At 68.6% G+C, this 15331-nt stretch carries 20 protein-coding genes; 11 read left to right on the forward strand and 9 right to left on the reverse strand.

Features of this window, described 5'->3' with window-relative positions; all coding sequences use genetic code 11:
• The 6 genes from GRX66_RS09640 to GRX66_RS09665 all read left to right on the forward strand — a co-directional run.
• Positions 1-887 (forward strand): D-aminoacyl-tRNA deacylase (locus GRX66_RS09640; RefSeq protein WP_325064035.1); only part of this gene is annotated, 887 nt, incomplete at its 5' end.
• A 27-nt stretch (positions 888-914) separates the two neighbouring features.
• The gene (gene ftsZ / locus GRX66_RS09645) at positions 915-2075 is read left to right on the forward strand and encodes a cell division protein FtsZ (RefSeq protein ID WP_159526371.1); all 1161 of its coding nucleotides are present in this window, start codon (positions 915-917) and stop codon (positions 2073-2075) included.
• Between the two features lie 217 nt (positions 2076-2292).
• A complete protein-coding gene (locus GRX66_RS09650) occupies positions 2293-3306 on the forward strand; it encodes a winged helix-turn-helix domain-containing protein (RefSeq protein WP_159526372.1) in 1014 nt (337 codons plus the stop codon).
• An 88-nt stretch (positions 3307-3394) separates the two neighbouring features.
• On the forward strand, positions 3395-4378 hold the full coding sequence (locus tag GRX66_RS09655; protein WP_159526373.1) for a WD40/YVTN/BNR-like repeat-containing protein: 984 nt from the start codon (positions 3395-3397) through the stop codon (positions 4376-4378).
• A gap of 111 nt (positions 4379-4489) precedes the next feature.
• Complete coding sequence (locus tag GRX66_RS09660; RefSeq protein ID WP_159526374.1) at positions 4490-4663, forward strand: protein translocase SEC61 complex subunit gamma; 174 nt, start codon at positions 4490-4492, stop codon at positions 4661-4663.
• Positions 4664-5104 (forward strand): transcription elongation factor Spt5, encoded by a 441-nt coding sequence (locus tag GRX66_RS09665; protein WP_159526375.1) that lies wholly within the window; start codon positions 4664-4666, stop codon positions 5102-5104. It abuts the gene before it with no gap.
• A 50-nt stretch (positions 5105-5154) separates the two neighbouring features.
• Here GRX66_RS09665 and GRX66_RS09670 read toward each other — a convergent pair whose 3' ends face one another.
• The 3 genes from GRX66_RS09670 to GRX66_RS09680 all read right to left on the reverse strand — a co-directional run bounded on the left by GRX66_RS09670 (position 5155) and on the right by GRX66_RS09680 (position 7003).
• A complete protein-coding gene (locus GRX66_RS09670; protein WP_159526376.1) occupies positions 5155-5880 on the reverse strand; it encodes a fumarylacetoacetate hydrolase family protein in 726 nt (241 codons plus the stop codon).
• A 102-nt stretch (positions 5881-5982) separates the two neighbouring features.
• Entirely contained in the window at positions 5983-6324 is a 342-nt protein-coding gene (locus GRX66_RS09675; RefSeq protein ID WP_159526377.1) for a DUF7565 family protein, read from the reverse strand.
• A gap of 238 nt (positions 6325-6562) precedes the next feature.
• Positions 6563-7003, reverse strand: a complete 441-nt coding sequence (locus GRX66_RS09680; RefSeq protein ID WP_325064036.1) for a winged helix-turn-helix transcriptional regulator — start codon at positions 7001-7003, stop codon at positions 6563-6565.
• A 208-nt stretch (positions 7004-7211) separates the two neighbouring features.
• Here GRX66_RS09680 and GRX66_RS09685 point away from each other — a divergent pair, with 208 nt between their 5' ends.
• From GRX66_RS09685 to GRX66_RS09695, 3 genes are all read left to right on the forward strand, one after another.
• Complete coding sequence (locus tag GRX66_RS09685; RefSeq protein WP_159526378.1) at positions 7212-7454, forward strand: SelT/SelW/SelH family protein; 243 nt, start codon at positions 7212-7214, stop codon at positions 7452-7454.
• Between the two features lie 67 nt (positions 7455-7521).
• On the forward strand, positions 7522-8496 hold the full coding sequence (locus GRX66_RS09690) for an arsenic resistance protein (protein WP_159526379.1): 975 nt from the start codon (positions 7522-7524) through the stop codon (positions 8494-8496).
• A 73-nt stretch (positions 8497-8569) separates the two neighbouring features.
• The gene (locus GRX66_RS09695; RefSeq protein ID WP_325064037.1) at positions 8570-9325 is read left to right on the forward strand and encodes a PHP domain-containing protein; all 756 of its coding nucleotides are present in this window, start codon (positions 8570-8572) and stop codon (positions 9323-9325) included.
• Between the two features lies 1 nt (position 9326).
• On the opposite strand, the gene GRX66_RS09700 is transcribed toward GRX66_RS09695, so the two are convergent.
• From GRX66_RS09700 to GRX66_RS09710, 3 genes are all read right to left on the reverse strand, one after another.
• Entirely contained in the window at positions 9327-9830 is a 504-nt protein-coding gene (locus GRX66_RS09700) for a metal-dependent hydrolase (protein WP_159526380.1), read from the reverse strand.
• 124 nt (positions 9831-9954) lie between these two features.
• Positions 9955-10473 (reverse strand): CinA family protein, encoded by a 519-nt coding sequence (locus GRX66_RS09705; RefSeq protein ID WP_159526381.1) that lies wholly within the window; start codon positions 10471-10473, stop codon positions 9955-9957.
• Positions 10474-10570: 97 nt separating this feature from the next.
• Entirely contained in the window at positions 10571-10948 is a 378-nt protein-coding gene (locus GRX66_RS09710; protein ID WP_325064038.1) for a nuclear transport factor 2 family protein, read from the reverse strand.
• A gap of 116 nt (positions 10949-11064) precedes the next feature.
• Between GRX66_RS09710 and GRX66_RS09715 the strand changes: the two genes are divergently transcribed.
• Positions 11065-12171, forward strand: coding sequence for a pyridoxal phosphate-dependent aminotransferase (locus tag GRX66_RS09715; RefSeq protein WP_159526382.1), 1107 nt, complete (start codon positions 11065-11067; stop codon positions 12169-12171).
• Between the two features lie 53 nt (positions 12172-12224).
• Here the strand turns inward: GRX66_RS09715 and GRX66_RS09720 are convergent, their stop codons facing one another.
• Entirely contained in the window at positions 12225-12419 is a 195-nt protein-coding gene (locus tag GRX66_RS09720; RefSeq protein WP_159526383.1) for a hypothetical protein, read from the reverse strand.
• Positions 12420-12546: 127 nt separating this feature from the next.
• Here GRX66_RS09720 and GRX66_RS09725 point away from each other — a divergent pair, with 127 nt between their 5' ends.
• A complete protein-coding gene (locus GRX66_RS09725) occupies positions 12547-13581 on the forward strand; it encodes an ArsA family ATPase (protein ID WP_159526384.1) in 1035 nt (344 codons plus the stop codon).
• Positions 13582-13611: 30 nt separating this feature from the next.
• Here the strand turns inward: GRX66_RS09725 and GRX66_RS09730 are convergent, their stop codons facing one another.
• Together GRX66_RS09730 and GRX66_RS09735 are read right to left on the reverse strand one after the other, a co-directional pair.
• On the reverse strand, positions 13612-14430 hold the full coding sequence (locus GRX66_RS09730; RefSeq protein WP_159526385.1) for an SDR family oxidoreductase: 819 nt from the start codon (positions 14428-14430) through the stop codon (positions 13612-13614).
• Positions 14431-14492: 62 nt separating this feature from the next.
• Complete coding sequence (locus GRX66_RS09735) at positions 14493-15314, reverse strand: endonuclease V (RefSeq protein ID WP_159526386.1); 822 nt, start codon at positions 15312-15314, stop codon at positions 14493-14495.
• Positions 15315-15331: the final 17 nt, after the last annotated feature.

Genomic DNA, 15331 nt, shown 5'->3' on the forward strand with positions numbered 1-15331 from the left:
GTCCGACCCCGCGTGGCGGCCGAGCGCTGGTCGCGTTCGGGGGCGGGCACTACGCGCCGCGGCCGACGCGCATCCTCGAAGCGACGGACTGGGGCGTCGGACACGTCGCTGCGGACTGGAGCCTGAGTGAACTCGGCGACCCCCGCGAGCACAGCCACGTCGTCGACCGGATGTTCGATGCAAGCGGCGCCGAACACGCCGTCGTCGACGGCGAGAAGCCGGCCGTGGAAGCGGTGGTCAAGGACCTCGGCTATCGCGTGGTCAGCGAGACGTGGGTCAGAGAGACCGACGGCGTCCCGCTCGCGCTCGTCGACAGTCTCGAAGACGGGGTCTGTCCGGTGGACGACGGACTGCGGATCGGCGCGCCCGCTGTGGGCTACGACGACTCCGCCCGCGACTCTGAGGACGACGACGCCGACGGCTACACTGTCGTCGAGTTTCCCGCCGACCTGCTCGACGCGGCGCACGCCGCAGACCCGGAAGCTACCGTCGAAGCGGCCCGCGAGACGGCGCTCGCGTACGCCACCGAGGAGAACGGGAACCGGCTGACGGGCGTCGCCGCGTTCGCCGACGCGTCGCCCTGGGGAACGTTCGTCGACCGCGTCGTCAGCGTGTTAGAAGACGATTACGACGAGGTGAGTCGCGAGGACGAGGTGCTCACTGCGACGCGGGAGACCTTCGACCCCGCCGCAGCCAGCACACTGGGGGTGCCGGAGGGCCCGAAGTTCGGGCGACTCGCGGCCGGCGAATCGGTCGAAGTTAACGGAAGTGAAATCCGACCCGCGGACGTCGCGCGAACCGAGTCCGTATCGGTTTCGCTGGGATTCCGCGAGTGGGCGCGTGAGCGCGTACGACGCCCGTCCGACGCGGAGGGGAAAGGTAATTAAGCTTCACCTGCTACCCGTTACGCAACAATGGACTCGATTGTGCAGGACGCCATCGACGAGGCCGAGGAAGCGGACTCGGCTTCGGACGCGGGTGACGTCCCGTCGGAGGGCACCTCCTCCAGCGTCCCCACGGGGGAGATGACTGACGACGAACTCCAGGACGTTCTTCAGGAACTCCAGACCACGATCACCGTCGTGGGGTGTGGCGGTGCCGGGTCGAACACCATCAACCGGATGTTCGAGGAAGGCATCCACGGCGCGTCGCTGGTCGCGGCGAACACGGACGTCCAGCACCTCGTGGAGATCGACGCCGACACGAAGATCCTCATGGGCCAGCAGAAGACCCAGGGCCGCGGCGCCGGGTCGCTCCCCCAGGTCGGCGAGGAAGCCGCCCTCGAGTCCCAGGAGGAGATCCGGGACTCCATCGAGGGCTCGGACATGGTCTTCGTCACGGCCGGCCTCGGCGGCGGCACGGGCACGGGCTCCGCCCCCGTCGTCGCGAAGGCCGCCCGCGAAGCCGGCGCGCTCACAATCGCCATCGTCACGACGCCGTTCACCGCGGAAGGCGAGGTTCGACGCACGAACGCGGAAGCCGGCCTCGAGCGCCTCCGCGACGTCGCCGACACCGTCATCGTCGTGCCGAACGACCGCCTGCTGGACTCGGTCGGCAAGCTCCCCGTCCGCGAGGCGTTCAAGGTCTCCGACGAAGTCCTCATGCGCTCCGTGAAGGGCATCACGGAACTCATCACCAAGCCCGGTCTCGTGAACCTCGACTTCGCAGACGTTCGCACCGTCATGGAGAAGGGCGGCGTCGCCATGATCGGCCTCGGCGAAGCCGACTCCGACGCGAAGGCCGCGGACTCCGTGAAGAGCGCACTGCGCTCCCCGCTGCTCGACGTCGACATCTCCTCCGCGAACTCCGCGCTCGTCAACGTCACCGGCGGCCCGGACATGAGCATCGAGGAGGCCGAGGGCGTCGTCGAACAGCTCTACGACCGCATCGACCCCGACGCCCGCATCATCTGGGGGACCAGCATCGACGAGGAACTCGACGGCGAGATGCGCACCATGGTCGTCGTCACCGGCGTCGACTCCCCGCAGATCTACGGCCGCGACGACGCCCCCGAACCGGAACCGGAGCCCGACGGCGGCGAAACCGAAATCGAGGACATCGACTACGTCGAATAGCCCCCGGCGACTGGTCCACTCGTCCGCGCCCTCCACTGCTCCAGCGACTCCCAGAACCCTCGTTGCGACTCCGTGAACCCGCCCGCGAGTCGCTGACTCGCAGTGACCGACGCCCTGGCTTGCTTCGTTCGTCGCGGACTTGGCCTTCAGCGTCCGGTGAGGATGCTGCGATCCAGCATCGCCCGGATTTACGTGTGATGCCCCCCGACCGAGGGGCATGGCACAGGGAACGGACGAGGACGCCGGGAGAACCCTGCTCTCGCCGGGGGAGGCGTTCGCCGCAATCGGCCACGAGACTCGCGTGCAGATTCTCGAAGCGCTCGCGACGGCACACCGGTCCGAGCGCCCGCTGTCGTTCTCGGCGCTCCGGGAGCGCGTCGGGTCGGTCGACTCCTCGCGGTTCAACTACCACCTCGACCAGCTCGTCGGCCACTTCCTCGAGCGGAGCGAGGACGGCTACGGCCTCAGCAGTGCGGGTCAACGCATGGCTGAAGCGATTCAGTCCGGCGCGGTCACGGAGGCCCCAAGGCTGGAGCGCGTGCAACTCGAGGAGTGCTGTCACTACTGTGGCGCCCCCATCGAGGTGAGCTACCGCCACGAACGGCTCGAACTGTACTGCACGGAGTGTTCCGGCACGTACGGCACGAGTAACACCCAGGAAGCCGGTGAGGGCGACATCCCGGCCGAATACGGCTTCCTGGGTCTGCTGAACCTCCCGCCGGCCGGGTTACAGGACCGGGAGCCGTCCGGTGTCCTCCGGTCGGCGCTGTCCTGGCACGTCACCGAAGCACTGCTGTCCGCAGACGGGACGTGTCCGCGGTGTTCGGCGCGACTGGACGGGCGCCTCACGCTCTGCGAGGACCACGACCGGTCCGGCGGCACCTGTGAGTACTGTGAGAACCGGTACGCCGCCCAGCACTCCGCGCACTGCACCAACTGCGTGTACTCGCGGCGCGTGTTCTTCGGCGCGTCCCTGCTCTCGAACACCACGCTGCAGGCGTTCCTCACCGAGCACGGCCGGAACCTCGTCGCCCCGGACTTCCAGCGGTACGCGTCCGTGATGATGGACTACGAGGAGCGAATTCTCGGGACGGGCCCGTTCGAGGCGGCGTTCACGTTCACTGCTGACGGCGACAGCATCACGTTCACCGTCGACGACGACCTATCCGTAGTCGACGTGGCGAGAGAGGACGCGGCCAGTGGTGATGTGAGACCGCCGCGACGCGGTTGAACCTTCGATCACACGCAGAACCACTCGGTTCGATTTCACAAAATACCTGCAGGGAGCGCTTTAGTGAGCGCCGACACTCTCGGAGGCTATGTTGGTCGTAGGTAGCGACGACGGCGCCTATCTCGTCTCGGGCGTCTACGACGACGGTGAGACGGCCGTGGAACAGGTGCTCGAATCGGGCACAGTGATGCGCGTCCGGACGTTCGACGGCATCGACGGCGTGTTCGCCGCGGCGACGGACGGCCTCTACCACTCCCCGGACGGGGAGGACTGGACCACGCTCGATGTCCCCGAGGAGGCCGTGTACTCGGTCGGTGCGAGTCCGGTCGGCGACCGCGTATACGCGGGCACCCGTCCCGCTCGTCTCTACGTCACCCGCACGGACGCCGACGGGTGGTTCGCGGCAAAACCGGAGTGGAGGGAACTGACCGCATTCGGGACTCTGGCCGCTCACGACGACTGGGGCATCGAACGCCACGACGGCGTCGCACAGGTCCGGGACGTCGTGGTTCCAGCGGACGCGCCCGACAGGATCGTCGCGGGCGTGGAGGTCGGCGGCGTCTACGTCAGCGACGACGGCGGTGACACCTGGACCGACCGCGCTATCGAGGGGTTCGACGCGCCCCACACGGACGACGTCCACCACGTTCTCCTCCGGAACAAGAACTCGTTCGTCGCAGCGACGGGGAGCGGTCTCTACAGGACGACTGACGCCGGACGCACCTGGGAGCGTCTCGACGACGGGCGCCGCCAGTGGTACTTCCGGGAGTCGTTCGAACACGACGGCGTCGTGGTCGCCGGTGGGTCGCCGACGCCGCCGAACGGGTGGACCGACGACCGCGACCACGCGCTATTCGAGTACCGCGACGGAGAATCCCTCGCGGCCGTCTCCTCGCCCACGCCCGACGAAGTGGCCGTCGGCTGGTGTGCTAGCGACGAGGGCGCGCTCGCGGCGACGAACCGCGGGACCCTGCTCCACCGCGAAGGAGACGGCTGGCGGCGAGTCGGCACCGTTCCGGTCGCCGAGTCCATTCACGGCCGCTGTATCCCGCTGGCGTGGCACCGGCCCTGAGTGAGCGCGATTGCTGCAGCGAGTCTCGCCGGCACGCGGGCAAACGGCCGAGTGGGGTGGGCCCGGCTTCGCATCAATAGATAAAAGAGCGCTCGCCGACTCAGTACGACTATGGACGTTCCCCTAGAGCTTTCCGCGTATACGCGCGTGCTCCGCCTCGCCAGCACGCCGTCGTGGGAGGAGTTCTCCCAGATTTCGAAAATCGCCGGCGCTGGCATCCTGCTCGTTGGCCTGATGGGCTTCATGATCTTCCTCCTGATGGAAGGCGTCACGTCGGTGATCTAGATGGGCGTGTACGCTGTGAAGACGACGGCGAGCCAGGAGCAGACCGTCGCGAGCATGATCGCGAACCGCGAGGCCGACGAGATCCACGCGGTGCTCGCGCCGGACGCGCTCACCAGCTACGTGATGGTGGAGGCCTCCGACCACAACATCATCGAGCGCGTGATGGAGGAGATCCCCCACGCCCGCAGCCTCGTCCCCGGCGAGTCCGGCATCAGCGAAGTCGAGCACTTCCTGTCCCCGAAGCCGGACGTCGAGGGCATCGCGGAGGGCGACATCGTGGAACTCATCGCCGGCCCGTTCAAGGGCGAGAAGGCGCAGGTGCAGCGCATCGACGAGAGCAAAGACCAGGTCACCGTCGAACTGTACGAGGCGACGGTCCCGATTCCCGTGACCGTCCGTGGCGACCAGATTCGCGTGCTCGACTCCGAAGAGCGCCAGTAACCTCGAGTTTCGACTGCTGTTTTGCGGAATTCGTTCGCGGGCCGGTTCGGCTACTCCAGTTCGGATTCGACAATCGTGTTCCGGAGCGTGCCGACGCCCTCGTAGGTGATTTCGACGGTGTCGCCGGGTTCGACGAGCCCGGGGTTCGCGGGGCTCCCGAACGCGACGACGTCCCCGGGCTGGAAGGTGAACCGCTCGGAGAGGAACGCGACGACCTCGTAGGGGTCGAACAGCATCAGGTCCGTGTTGGCTTCCTGCCGGCGTTCGCCCGCGACGTCAGTGTGCACGTCGATGCCTCGGGGGTCGACGTCGGTCTCGACCCAGGGGCCGAGAGGGCCGGAGCCGTCGAAGGCCTTCCGCGCGCTGCGGCCCGGCTGGTCGAGCGCGTCGAGGTCGTTCAGAACGGTGAATCCGCGGAGGACGTCGGGGACGTCGGCTTCGGGGACGCGGTGGCAGCGCTCGTCGACGACGGCCGCGAGTTCGCCGGCGTACGTCAGTTCGTCCGTGAACGACGGATAGGGGACTGGCGTCTCGTGGCCGACCACGGAGACCGGCGGCTTGATGAAGAAGTCCGGCTGGTCGGGGCGTTCGTAGTCCATCTGGTCGATGGTCGCGGCGTAGTTCCGGCCGACGCAGTAGACAGCCGAGGGGTCACAGGGCGGCGCGAGCGTTCCGTCCTCGCCGACGACGTACTCCGCGTCGTCGGTGACGACTGCGCCGTCGCGGTATTCGCCCTCGACGACGCCCTGGTCCGTGCGGAGTCGCGCGAGTCGCATACCTGGACGTCACTCGGAGGTCGCAAGACGGTTACGGACCGAGGAGCCAGGAGAGACAAGACAGGAACGGGACAAAGCGGCGACGGGAGCGGCGACCGAAATCTAGCTCGTGGTCGCGTGGACCGGCTCGGTGGTGTCGATGGCGTCCGCGGTCTCGTCGCTCAACAGGTCTTCGAGGACGTCGACGTCGAGCGCGTCGGAGACGTCGTCGATGACTCGCTCGCGTTCCCGGATGGCGGCGGCGTCGCCGTCGTAGAAGCGGACGTATTCGGCGCGAGTGTGCTCGTTCAGGCCGTGCTTGATGGCGAAGTAGCCCTCGGGCACGGCGTCACCACAGATCTCGCACTCGTGGGTCTCGTGGTCGGTCACCTGGTGGGCGAGCAGCGCCTCGACGCTCTCGAAGGCGGACCCACAGTCGACGATTGCACACTCCCACCGGGACATGGATGCCCATAGCCTGAGCGCGCAAATAAACTTTGTGTCGGCAGTTCGACCACAATACGGTCTTGTCCGCCAATTGTCGGCTCCACGTCAGACAAATTCTCCCGTGTGAGATCGTCTTAGCCCCTCGTTAACAGCCCACAGTCGATGGCGCCAACGCCCGAGACCGTTCGCCTACGGCCCGGTCTCCGATCCACGGACTGATTGTGGGCAGTTCGGTCGACAGTCGACCCGGGCGGAGTCAGCAGCCGGAGTTTCGACCCGCGTCCGGCTCCGAGACGCCGAGGTGCGTCTGGCCCCAGTCTTCGAGTGCAGTGATCACGGGGCGCAGCGAGCGCCCGCGGTCGGTCAGCGAGTACTCGACGGTGACCGGCTTCTCCGCGACGACCTCGCGGTCGACCACCCCGCTGGCCTCCAGGTCGTCGAGCGTCTCGGAGAGCACCTTGTTCGTCACGGGGCCGAGGTCGTCTGCGAGTTCGCTGAACCGGAGCGGGGCGCCGTCCAGCAGGCGGTGTACGACGACCGGCCCCCACTTCTTCCCGAGGACGTCCATCGTGCACGTCACCCCACACCAGTCGTCGTCCGCGCACCAGTCCGCGACGCAGTCGGCGTCTGGAGCGTCGGTGTCCGGGGCGTCGAGGTCCGGAGCGTCGAGTTCCGGAGCGTCGGTGTCGCGGGTCACACTCGACGGCTTCTCGCGCCAGCCAGAAAGGTATACCTGCGTTGCCCCGCGGGACCGCCACGTCCTCGCTCCAACACGCACCCCCGCTACGTTGCCACGTCGCAGCTGACGCTGGTCGGTCCCAGACACCGCGTCAGTTACCAGCCGTAACCTCGTTTCCGAAGGGGAGCCGGGGACTTATGCGGCCCGTCGCCGACCACGATGACACATGCCCGACGTCACCATCGAGTACTGCGTTCCCTGCGGCCACCTCGAGCGAGCGATCGACACACAGGAGTTGCTCCTCGAAACGTTCGGTCAGCAACTCGACGGCGTCCGCCTCCAGACCGGCGACGGCGGCGTCTTCGAGGTCCGCGTCGACGGCGAACGCGTCTGGGACAAAAGTGACCCGGGCGACGAGACGCCGGTCGAAGCGGCCGCCGACGCGGTCCGCGACCGACTCGACGCCTGACCGCCTCGAGCCACCGACCACTGGATGACTGCCTCCCGACGGACGACGAGACGACTGTGAGCCGGCAATGACGCGGCTGTCCAGCGCGTGGCTCCGACGCCACCAGGTCGGCGTCTACGCAGTCGCCGTCGCACTCGCTCTGGTCGTCGGGTTCGGCCAGCCGGACGCGAGTCCCGGCCTCGAACCGCTCATCAACCCCGTTCTCGCCGCGCTGCTGTACGTGACGTTCCTGGAGATTCCGTTCGTTCGCATCCGGCGCGCGTTCCGGAACCGCCAGTTCATGCTCGCGGCCCTCGGGATGAACTTCCTGGTCGTCCCAGTGGTCGTCTACGGACTGACGCGGTTCCTCCCCCAGGACCCGGTGGTTCTCGTCGGCGCGTACATGGTGTTGCTGACGCCGTGCATCGACTACGTCATCACGTTCACGGAGCTCGCGGGCGGCGACGCCGAACAGATCACCGCAACGACGCCGGTGTTGATGGTCGCCCAGTTGCTGTTGCTGCCGGTGTACCTCTGGCTGTTCGTCGGCCCGCGGGTCGCGTCGTTCATCGAAGCCGGACCGTTCGTCGAGGCGTTCGTCGTCGTCATCGCGGCGCCGCTGACGCTCGCCTGGACGACGGAACTCTTGGGGGAGCGCTCCGGCCGCGGACGAACCTGGCAGCGGGCGATGGGATGGCTGCCCGTGCCGATGATGGGGCTGACGTTGTTCGTCGTCATCGCGTCCCAGCTCCCGCGCGTCCAGGACTCGCTGCGGACTATCGCCGCGGTCGTCCCCGTCTACGTCGCGTTCCTCGTCGTGATGCCGCTGCTCGGGCGGGCCGTCGCCGGGCGCCTCGAGATGGACGTCGGCGAGCGCCGCGCGCTCGTGTTCACGTCCGTGACGCGGAACTCGCTGGTCGTGCTCCCACTGGCGCTGGCGCTTCCCTCGGGGTTCGCGCTCGCCCCCGCGGTCGTCGTGACGCAGACGCTCGTCGAACTCACCGGGATGGTCGTCCTGACGCGGGTGGTTCCGGCCTGGCTGGTCCCCGGAGCGGCTGTCTGACCGCCGGCGTTCGCGGGCGGTCGAAACGCGAGAACCGTAAACAGCTAATTGTCGGCCCTCGAACGCTCGAGTCGTGCCGACGACACGGGTCGACCTCCACGCGAAGGTCCTCGACGACGAGGTTGTGCGCCGGGCGAAAGCCGCGGGCATCGACGTGCTCGTGTACGCGCCCCACTTCACGCGCCTCCCGGACGCCCGCGACAGGGCCGCCGAGTACTCCGACGACGAGTTGCTCGTCGTCCCGGGCCGCGAACTGTTCACTGGGTCGTGGCGCGACCGCAAGCACGTCCTCGCAGTCGGCCTGACCGACCCGGTGCCGGACTTCATCACTCTGGACGCCGTCTTCGACGAGCTCCGCCGCCAGGACGCGGCCGCGCTCGTCCCGCACCCGGGGTTCCTGAACGTCAGCCTCACGCCGACCGACGTCGAGCGGTTCCGGGACACGGTCGCCGCCGTCGAGACCCACAACCCGAAACACCTCCCGTACCACGACAGCCGTGCGCGTGCAATCGCCGACGCCTACGACATCCCGGGGTTCGCGTCCTCGTACGCCCACCTCCCCGAGACGGTCGGCGGCGTCTGGACGGCGTTCGACGCCGCAATCGACTCCGAGGCCGACCTCGTGGACGCCCTCGAATCCGGCGTCCCGCGGCAGACGTACCACCAGCGGGGCGCCCGCTACCAGGTCCGGTCGCTGGCGGAGAAACTCCACCTCGGGTACGAGAACACCTGGGAGAAAATCGACCGCATCCTCCTCTCGGGGACGGAGCCGACCCACCCCCGCCACATCGCGTACGACGGACAGTTCGACGACGTCGCCGTCTACTGAGTCACGGCAGGACGCTCCCGACGTCGAGGAGATTCTGGACCGCGTCCGTGGGGACGAACTCGGGCGCGACGTGGACGACGACGGCGATGGCGGCGAGTTCGAGAGCCGTGATGACGACGGTGACCGGGGTCGCGAACTTCGAGACGGTAGTGACGCCGACGGGGAGGCCGTACTCCTGGTCGAGCAGCGGGTAGAACAGCGCGATACCGCGCTTGCTGCCGACGACGTCGAGCACGTAGTGCGTGGCGACCCCGATCCAGACGTACTGGAGGTTGCCGAAGTACACCGGGAAGACGTACAGCAACGCGAGCACGGGGAGGTTGTGGAGGGTCTTGCGGTGTTTCCCGAAGTCAGTGTCGACGTCCGGGAACAGGGCGCCGAGGACGACAGGAATGAGGACCGCGGCGATCGTGCGGAGGGTTTCGACGCCGCCGGAGGGGTAGAGGACGTACCCGAGACCGATTGCCAGCAGAATACCGTTCAGAATGTGGTCGCCCTTGTTCATTGGCGGAACCCTGCACCCACGCGTACGTCACAATTTCGGTCGACTCCCGGACAGCGTCCGGGTCGCGGCCCCCACGACCACCCGAGTTTCGGAGCGTCGGTCACCTGGGCGACCGCCCGGTCCGTCACTGCGGACCCGCTTGGAGTTCCTCGTGGAGTTTCTCGAGCGCGCGGCGCGCGATCTGCTCCTTGATGGCGACCCTGTCGCCGTCGAACCCGCGGCGCTCGACGGTGGTGTAACTGGACTGCGTCCCCCAGTCGCCGGCGTACGCGACGCCGATGAAGACGGTTCCGACGGGTTTCTCGTCGGTCCCGCCCGACGGCCCGGCGACGCCCGTCGTCGAGACGCCCCACGTCGTGCCGGCGGCGTCCCGGGTCGCCTGCGCCATCTGGCGCGCGACTGGTTCGCTGACGGCGCCGTGTTCGTCTAGAGCTTCCCGGGAGACGCCGAGAGCGAGTTTCGCGTCGTACGAGTACGTCACCCGCGACCGGTCGAAGTAGTCGCTCGAACCCGCGACGTCAGTCAGAAGCGACCCGATGAGACCGCCGGTGCAGGACTCCGCCGTCGCGACGGTGTGGCCGGCCGCCGGGAGCGCGTCGTTCAGCGTCTCCTCGATCGGAGGGTCGGCGGCGTGTTCGCGCATACTGACCGGTACCCGGTCGGCGGCAAAGAAGGTGGTGGGTGACCCCGTCCCGTCCGGGACATCGGTGCCGGCGCACGAGGTCGACGACTGCGGAGCGTCAGATGGTGTCGCGGTCTGTGTACGTGAACCGCTCGGCAATCAGCCCGTCCGCGTCGAAGACGTAGACGTCCGCAAACCCGAGCTCCACGTCCGTGCCGTCCTGGACACCGGAAAACGTCCCACGCACTGCGACCGTGCCGTCGTCCACGAGCAGGTCGTGGACCTCGTGGCGCCCCTCTGAGAGCGGGCGGTCCCGGCGGTAGAACGCCTCGAGGTCGTCCTTCCCGTCGATGCTCGGCTGTCCCGGCCGATCGTAGACGACGTCGTCGGCGAACAGCGCGAGCAGGTCGTCGATGCGGCCGTCGTCGACGGCGTCGTAGTAGGCGTGGATGTGCTCTACGTAGTACGCGCGAAGGTGCGCAGCGTGCCCTTGCACGCGTAGAGGTATCTCTGCCACGGGAATTAACCGTTCACTTCCAGCAAACGCTGCCACGGTCCGCCGAGCGGTCGACGGGGCGAAAGACACTCCTACCGTGGCGGGTATCCCCGTACATGGAGTACGAGGAGCCGCTGTTCTTCCGCGTGATGGAGTACGCGGCCCACGCGGACGGCGACATCATCGACATGGTTTCCGGGAACCCCGACTGGGGGTCGCCGCCCGCGCTCGCGGCGGGCCTCCACCAGTACGCCGACACTGGCGGCCGGGAGTTCCAGTATCCGCCCAGCGAGGGCCTCCGGGAGCTCCGGGAGGAGATTGCACAGCGCCGGCAGGTCGACAGCGACCAGGTCATCGTGACGAACGGCGCAGGGGAGGCGAACTATCTCGCGATGGGGCGCGCGCTCGAACGCGGTGCCGGCAGCGAGGTCGTGATGACCGACCCGGTCTACCCGTACTACCCGGGGAAGACGAACATGCTCGGCGGCGACCAGGTGTACGTCGAGACGGCCAGAGACGGGCGACTGGACCCCGCGGACGTCCGCGAAGTGGTCAGCGAGGAGACGGCGTGCATCATGGCGACGACCCCGAACAACCCCACGGGGGCCGTGTACGGCGAGGACACGATGCGGGAGCTCGTCGCCATCGCCGAGGAACACGACGCGTTGCTCGTCAGCGACGAGGTGTACGACCACTTCGACTTCTCCGGGCACTTCACGTCGGCCCTGGAGTTCGACTCCGACCACCGCGTGGTCGTGAACGCGTTCTCGAAGTCGATGGCCATCACGGGGTTCCGCGTCGGGTACTGCGTCGCGCCGCCGGATCACGTCGGCCCGATGAAGTCCCGGCACATGCTCACGAACGTCGCGACGACGCGCCCCGGACAGGCGGCCGTCCTGCACGCGCTCACGGAGACTGGCCCGGCGTACTACCAGGAGAACCGCCAGCGCCTCGCGGAGCGCGTGGAGACGTTCACGGACGCGCTCGACGACGCGGGCGCCGAGTACACGAAGCCCGACGGCGGGTTCTACGTGCTCGCGCGGTTCCCGGACTTCCCGGGCACGCTGGAGAACACGTTCGAACTCGTCGACGAAGCCGGCGTCGCGGGGATGCCCGGTTCAGGGTTCGGCACCGCCCGCGAGGACTGGCTCCGGTTCGCGCTCGTCACCCCGCGCGTCGAAGCGGCCGCCCAGCGACTCGCCGACTACTTCGCCGACCGATAGACGGTCGTCTGTAGGGGCGAACTGCGTCAGTCGTCGAGAGAGACGGCGTGGCGTCAGTAGCCGCCGGCGTCCGCGAAACACCGGCCGCAGCGGCAGGCGTCGAAGTCGTCGACTGCGCGCTCGACGGGAACGGTACGGAGTTCGTCGTGTCCGAGGTCGTTGGTCGCACCGCACTTGGTTCGGCTGTACGGGTTCTCGAGCCCCTTCTTGTGCACCGTGTGCGTGCGTTCGTTCAACACTCCCTCCATGGCAGCTAGTGACACGCGCACCACCGATAACTGCTCTGGCCAACGACTTCGCCACCGACCGCGAGCCCCAGTTCCAGGGAAGTCCCGCAACCGACGCATTCACCCCGCTGGGTCGCCGAACACAGGCATGGACGAAATCGAGGTCGAGGCCGTCGACACCCTCGACCCCGGCGTGGCGCGCGACACGGCGGAGTACGTGCTCTACGGCGGGAAGGGCGGCGTCGGGAAGACGACGATGGCGGCCGCTACCGCGCTTGCGAGCGCGAACGACGGGACGGCGACGCTGGTCGTCTCCACGGACCCCGCGCACTCGCTGTCGGACACCCTCGAGTTCGACGTGCCGAGTCGCCCCGCGCGGGTCCGCGAGGACGCGCCCCTGTGGGCGGTCGAGATCGACCCGGACGACGCGCTCTCGCAGGCGGGGATGTTCGGCCAGGACGGCGGATTCGCGGGCGGACTGGACAGTCTACTCGGCGGCGCCGCGGGCGACACCGCCGAGGACGCCGCGATGATGCCGGGCGCCGACGAGGCCGCCGCGATGCAGCTCCTCCTGGAGTACATGGACGACGAGCGCTTCGACCGCGTCGTCGTCGACACCGCGCCGACGGGCCACACGCTGCGCCTGCTGGAACTCCCGGAGGTCATGGATTCGATGGTCGGTCGCCTGATGCAACTTCGGGACCGCCTCGGCGGCATGATGGAGGGGCTGTCCGGGATGTTCGGCGGCGACGACGATGCGACCGAAGAGGACCAGTTCGGCGACCTGGACGCGGTCAAAGAGCGCGTGCAGCGACTGCGCGCGGTCCTCACGGACCCGACCCGGACCGACTTCCGCGTCGTGCTCGTGCCGGAGGAGATGAGCGTGCTGGAGGCCCAGCGGCTCACCGACCGCCTCGACGAGTTCGGCGTCCCCGTCGGCACCGTCGTCGTGAACCGCGTGATGGAGCCGCTGGCGGACGCCGTCGACGTCCCCGACGAGGCGTTCGTCGAACCGAACCCCGAGGGCTGCGAGTTCTGTTCGCGGCGCTGGGACGTCCAGCAGGCCGCGCTCGCGGAAGCACAGGACCTCTTCCGGGAGTACGACGTCAAGCGCGTTCCCCTGCTCGCGGACGAAGTCCGCGGCGAGCAGCCGCTGCGCGTCGTCGCCGCGTGCCTCGACTGACCGGTAGCGACCGTCGAGAGAACAGGAGTTTCAGCGGCTGAACCGGCGGACGAGCGCGTACGCCGCGTCCAGCCAGCGGTCCGGGAGGAACCGCGCCGCGACGCCGAAGCGGCCGGCCCGCCCGACCGGATACCGCGACCGCGGGTCCGGACTGACCGCGGCCTCGGTGATGACTTCAGCGACCGCTTCCGGCGGGACGGCGCCGACGCCGTTGACCGCGCTGGCGTCCTCGAAGAACGCGTACAGCTGTTCGTAGGCGCCGCTGCGGTCCAGCCCCCCGATTTCGGCCTCGGCCCGGTCGGTGAAGTTCGTCTCCACGGGCCCGGGCTCGACGACGGCGACGTCGATACCGTAGTCGCTGACCTCGCCGCGGAGCGCGTCGCTCATCCCCTCGAGCGCGAACTTCGACCCGTTGTAGACGCCCATCCCCGGCGTGGCGACGCGGCCGGAGACGCTGGAGACGTTGACGATGGTGCCGTCCTCGCGTTCGCGCATGTGCGGGAGGGCGGCGCGAATCAGCCGATGCGGGCCGTAGACGTTCACGTCGAACTGCCGGTGGAGTTCGCGCGTCGGCACGTCCTCCAGGGGCCCGAGCTGGGCGTAGCCAGCGTTGTTCACCAGGCAGTCCAGCCGTCCGTGGCGCTCGACGACGTCGTCGACGACGTTCGTGCACTGCGCCGGCTTCGTGACGTCCAGTTCGGCCGTCTCGCAGCCCGCGTCGGCGAGCCCCTCGAGGTCCTCGGTGTTCCGCGCGGTGGCGACGACAGTCCACTCCTCGTGCAGCAGCGAGCGCGCCGTCGCGTCGCCGATGCCCGACGAACAGCCCGTGATGAGCGCGACCTTCTCCATGCTCGTGGCGTCGCGCGCCCCGCAGTTAACAGTTGAGTAGTCGGCACCGCGGGGACGGACCTTCAGCCACCTGACTGCTTCAGTTCGTCGGCGTACTCGTCGGCGAGTCGCGTCGGCGCGGGGAGCTTGTATCCCGCGCAGGTGGCTTCCACGACCTCCACGGTCGTCTCGGCGCTGACGCGGTGCCCGGGACTCGTAATCAGGGGGTTGACGTGGCGGCGCTGTGGGTTCGGGTACTGCCGGGACTGGTATGCGTAGCCGATGACCGTCCCGTCGGGCGCGTCCACGCCGTCGTCGGCCTCGACGGCGACCCGAGCGCCCTCCGAGAGCGGGTCGTCCAGTGATTCCCTCGGGGTCCCGCAGAGCAGGTTCTTCGCGACGCCGACCGCCGGCACGTCGAAGAGCACGCCGACGTGCGTGGCGATGCCGGCCTGCCGGAAGTGGATGCGGCCGCTGCCGTCCAGCACGACCACGTCGGCGTCGACGGACAGCGACTCGAGGGCGTCCACGATGGCGTCGCCCTCGCGGAACGCCAGCAAGCCCGGGATGTACGGAATCTCCAGGGGCGCGGACCCGGCGGCGCGCTCGACGACGACGCCGTCCTGGATCGCAACCGCTGCGCTGACCGAGCGCTCGTCGCCGACGAATGCCTGGTCGACGCCCACGACAACCGGCGCGTCGGCGTCGCGCAGCGTCTTCTGTTGGCTTCCCGCGTCTGGATCACCGGTCGCGTCTCGCGGCGTCTCCTCGAACCCGAGCGTCGCGGCGTCGAACCCGTGGTCGTCCGAGAAGACGGCGACGTCGGCTATCTCGCGCTGGAGCGCTTCCATCTCGTCGTGGGAGCGGTCGGGGTCGGGGAGGAACTCGGGGCGGGCGACGTCCATGTCACGGCGCCCGGGCG

It is taken from the genome of Halobacterium bonnevillei (genome assembly GCF_009831555.1).
GTDB classification, from domain to species: Archaea; Halobacteriota; Halobacteria; order Halobacteriales; family Halobacteriaceae; genus Halobacterium; species Halobacterium bonnevillei.

Bases quoted from the DNA above. Each gene is read 5' to 3' on its own strand.
- GRX66_RS09665 (WP_159526375.1), top strand. From the start codon at position 4,664: ATGGGCGTGTACGCTGTGAAGACGACGGCGAGCCAGGAGCAGACCGTC.
- GRX66_RS09735 (WP_159526386.1), bottom strand. From the start codon at position 15,314: ATGGACGTCGCCCGCCCCGAGTTCCTCCCCGACCCCGACCGCTCCCAC.
- GRX66_RS09685 (WP_159526378.1), top strand. From the start codon at position 7,212: ATGCCCGACGTCACCATCGAGTACTGCGTTCCCTGCGGCCACCTCGAG.
- GRX66_RS09730 (WP_159526385.1), bottom strand. From the start codon at position 14,430: ATGGAGAAGGTCGCGCTCATCACGGGCTGTTCGTCGGGCATCGGCGAC.
- GRX66_RS09705 (WP_159526381.1), bottom strand. From the start codon at position 10,473: ATGCGCGAACACGCCGCCGACCCTCCGATCGAGGAGACGCTGAACGAC.
- GRX66_RS09670 (WP_159526376.1), bottom strand. From the start codon at position 5,880: ATGCGACTCGCGCGACTCCGCACGGACCAGGGCGTCGTCGAGGGCGAA.
- GRX66_RS09655 (WP_159526373.1), top strand. From the start codon at position 3,395: ATGTTGGTCGTAGGTAGCGACGACGGCGCCTATCTCGTCTCGGGCGTC.
- GRX66_RS09700 (WP_159526380.1), bottom strand. From the start codon at position 9,830: ATGAACAAGGGCGACCACATTCTGAACGGTATTCTGCTGGCAATCGGT.
- GRX66_RS09690 (WP_159526379.1), top strand. From the start codon at position 7,522: ATGACGCGGCTGTCCAGCGCGTGGCTCCGACGCCACCAGGTCGGCGTC.
- GRX66_RS09650 (WP_159526372.1), top strand. From the start codon at position 2,293: ATGGCACAGGGAACGGACGAGGACGCCGGGAGAACCCTGCTCTCGCCG.
- GRX66_RS09660 (WP_159526374.1), top strand. From the start codon at position 4,490: ATGGACGTTCCCCTAGAGCTTTCCGCGTATACGCGCGTGCTCCGCCTC.
- GRX66_RS09725 (WP_159526384.1), top strand. From the start codon at position 12,547: ATGGACGAAATCGAGGTCGAGGCCGTCGACACCCTCGACCCCGGCGTG.
- GRX66_RS09675 (WP_159526377.1), bottom strand. From the start codon at position 6,324: ATGTCCCGGTGGGAGTGTGCAATCGTCGACTGTGGGTCCGCCTTCGAG.
- GRX66_RS09715 (WP_159526382.1), top strand. From the start codon at position 11,065: ATGGAGTACGAGGAGCCGCTGTTCTTCCGCGTGATGGAGTACGCGGCC.
- GRX66_RS09720 (WP_159526383.1), bottom strand. From the start codon at position 12,419: ATGGAGGGAGTGTTGAACGAACGCACGCACACGGTGCACAAGAAGGGG.
- ftsZ (WP_159526371.1), top strand. From the start codon at position 915: ATGGACTCGATTGTGCAGGACGCCATCGACGAGGCCGAGGAAGCGGAC.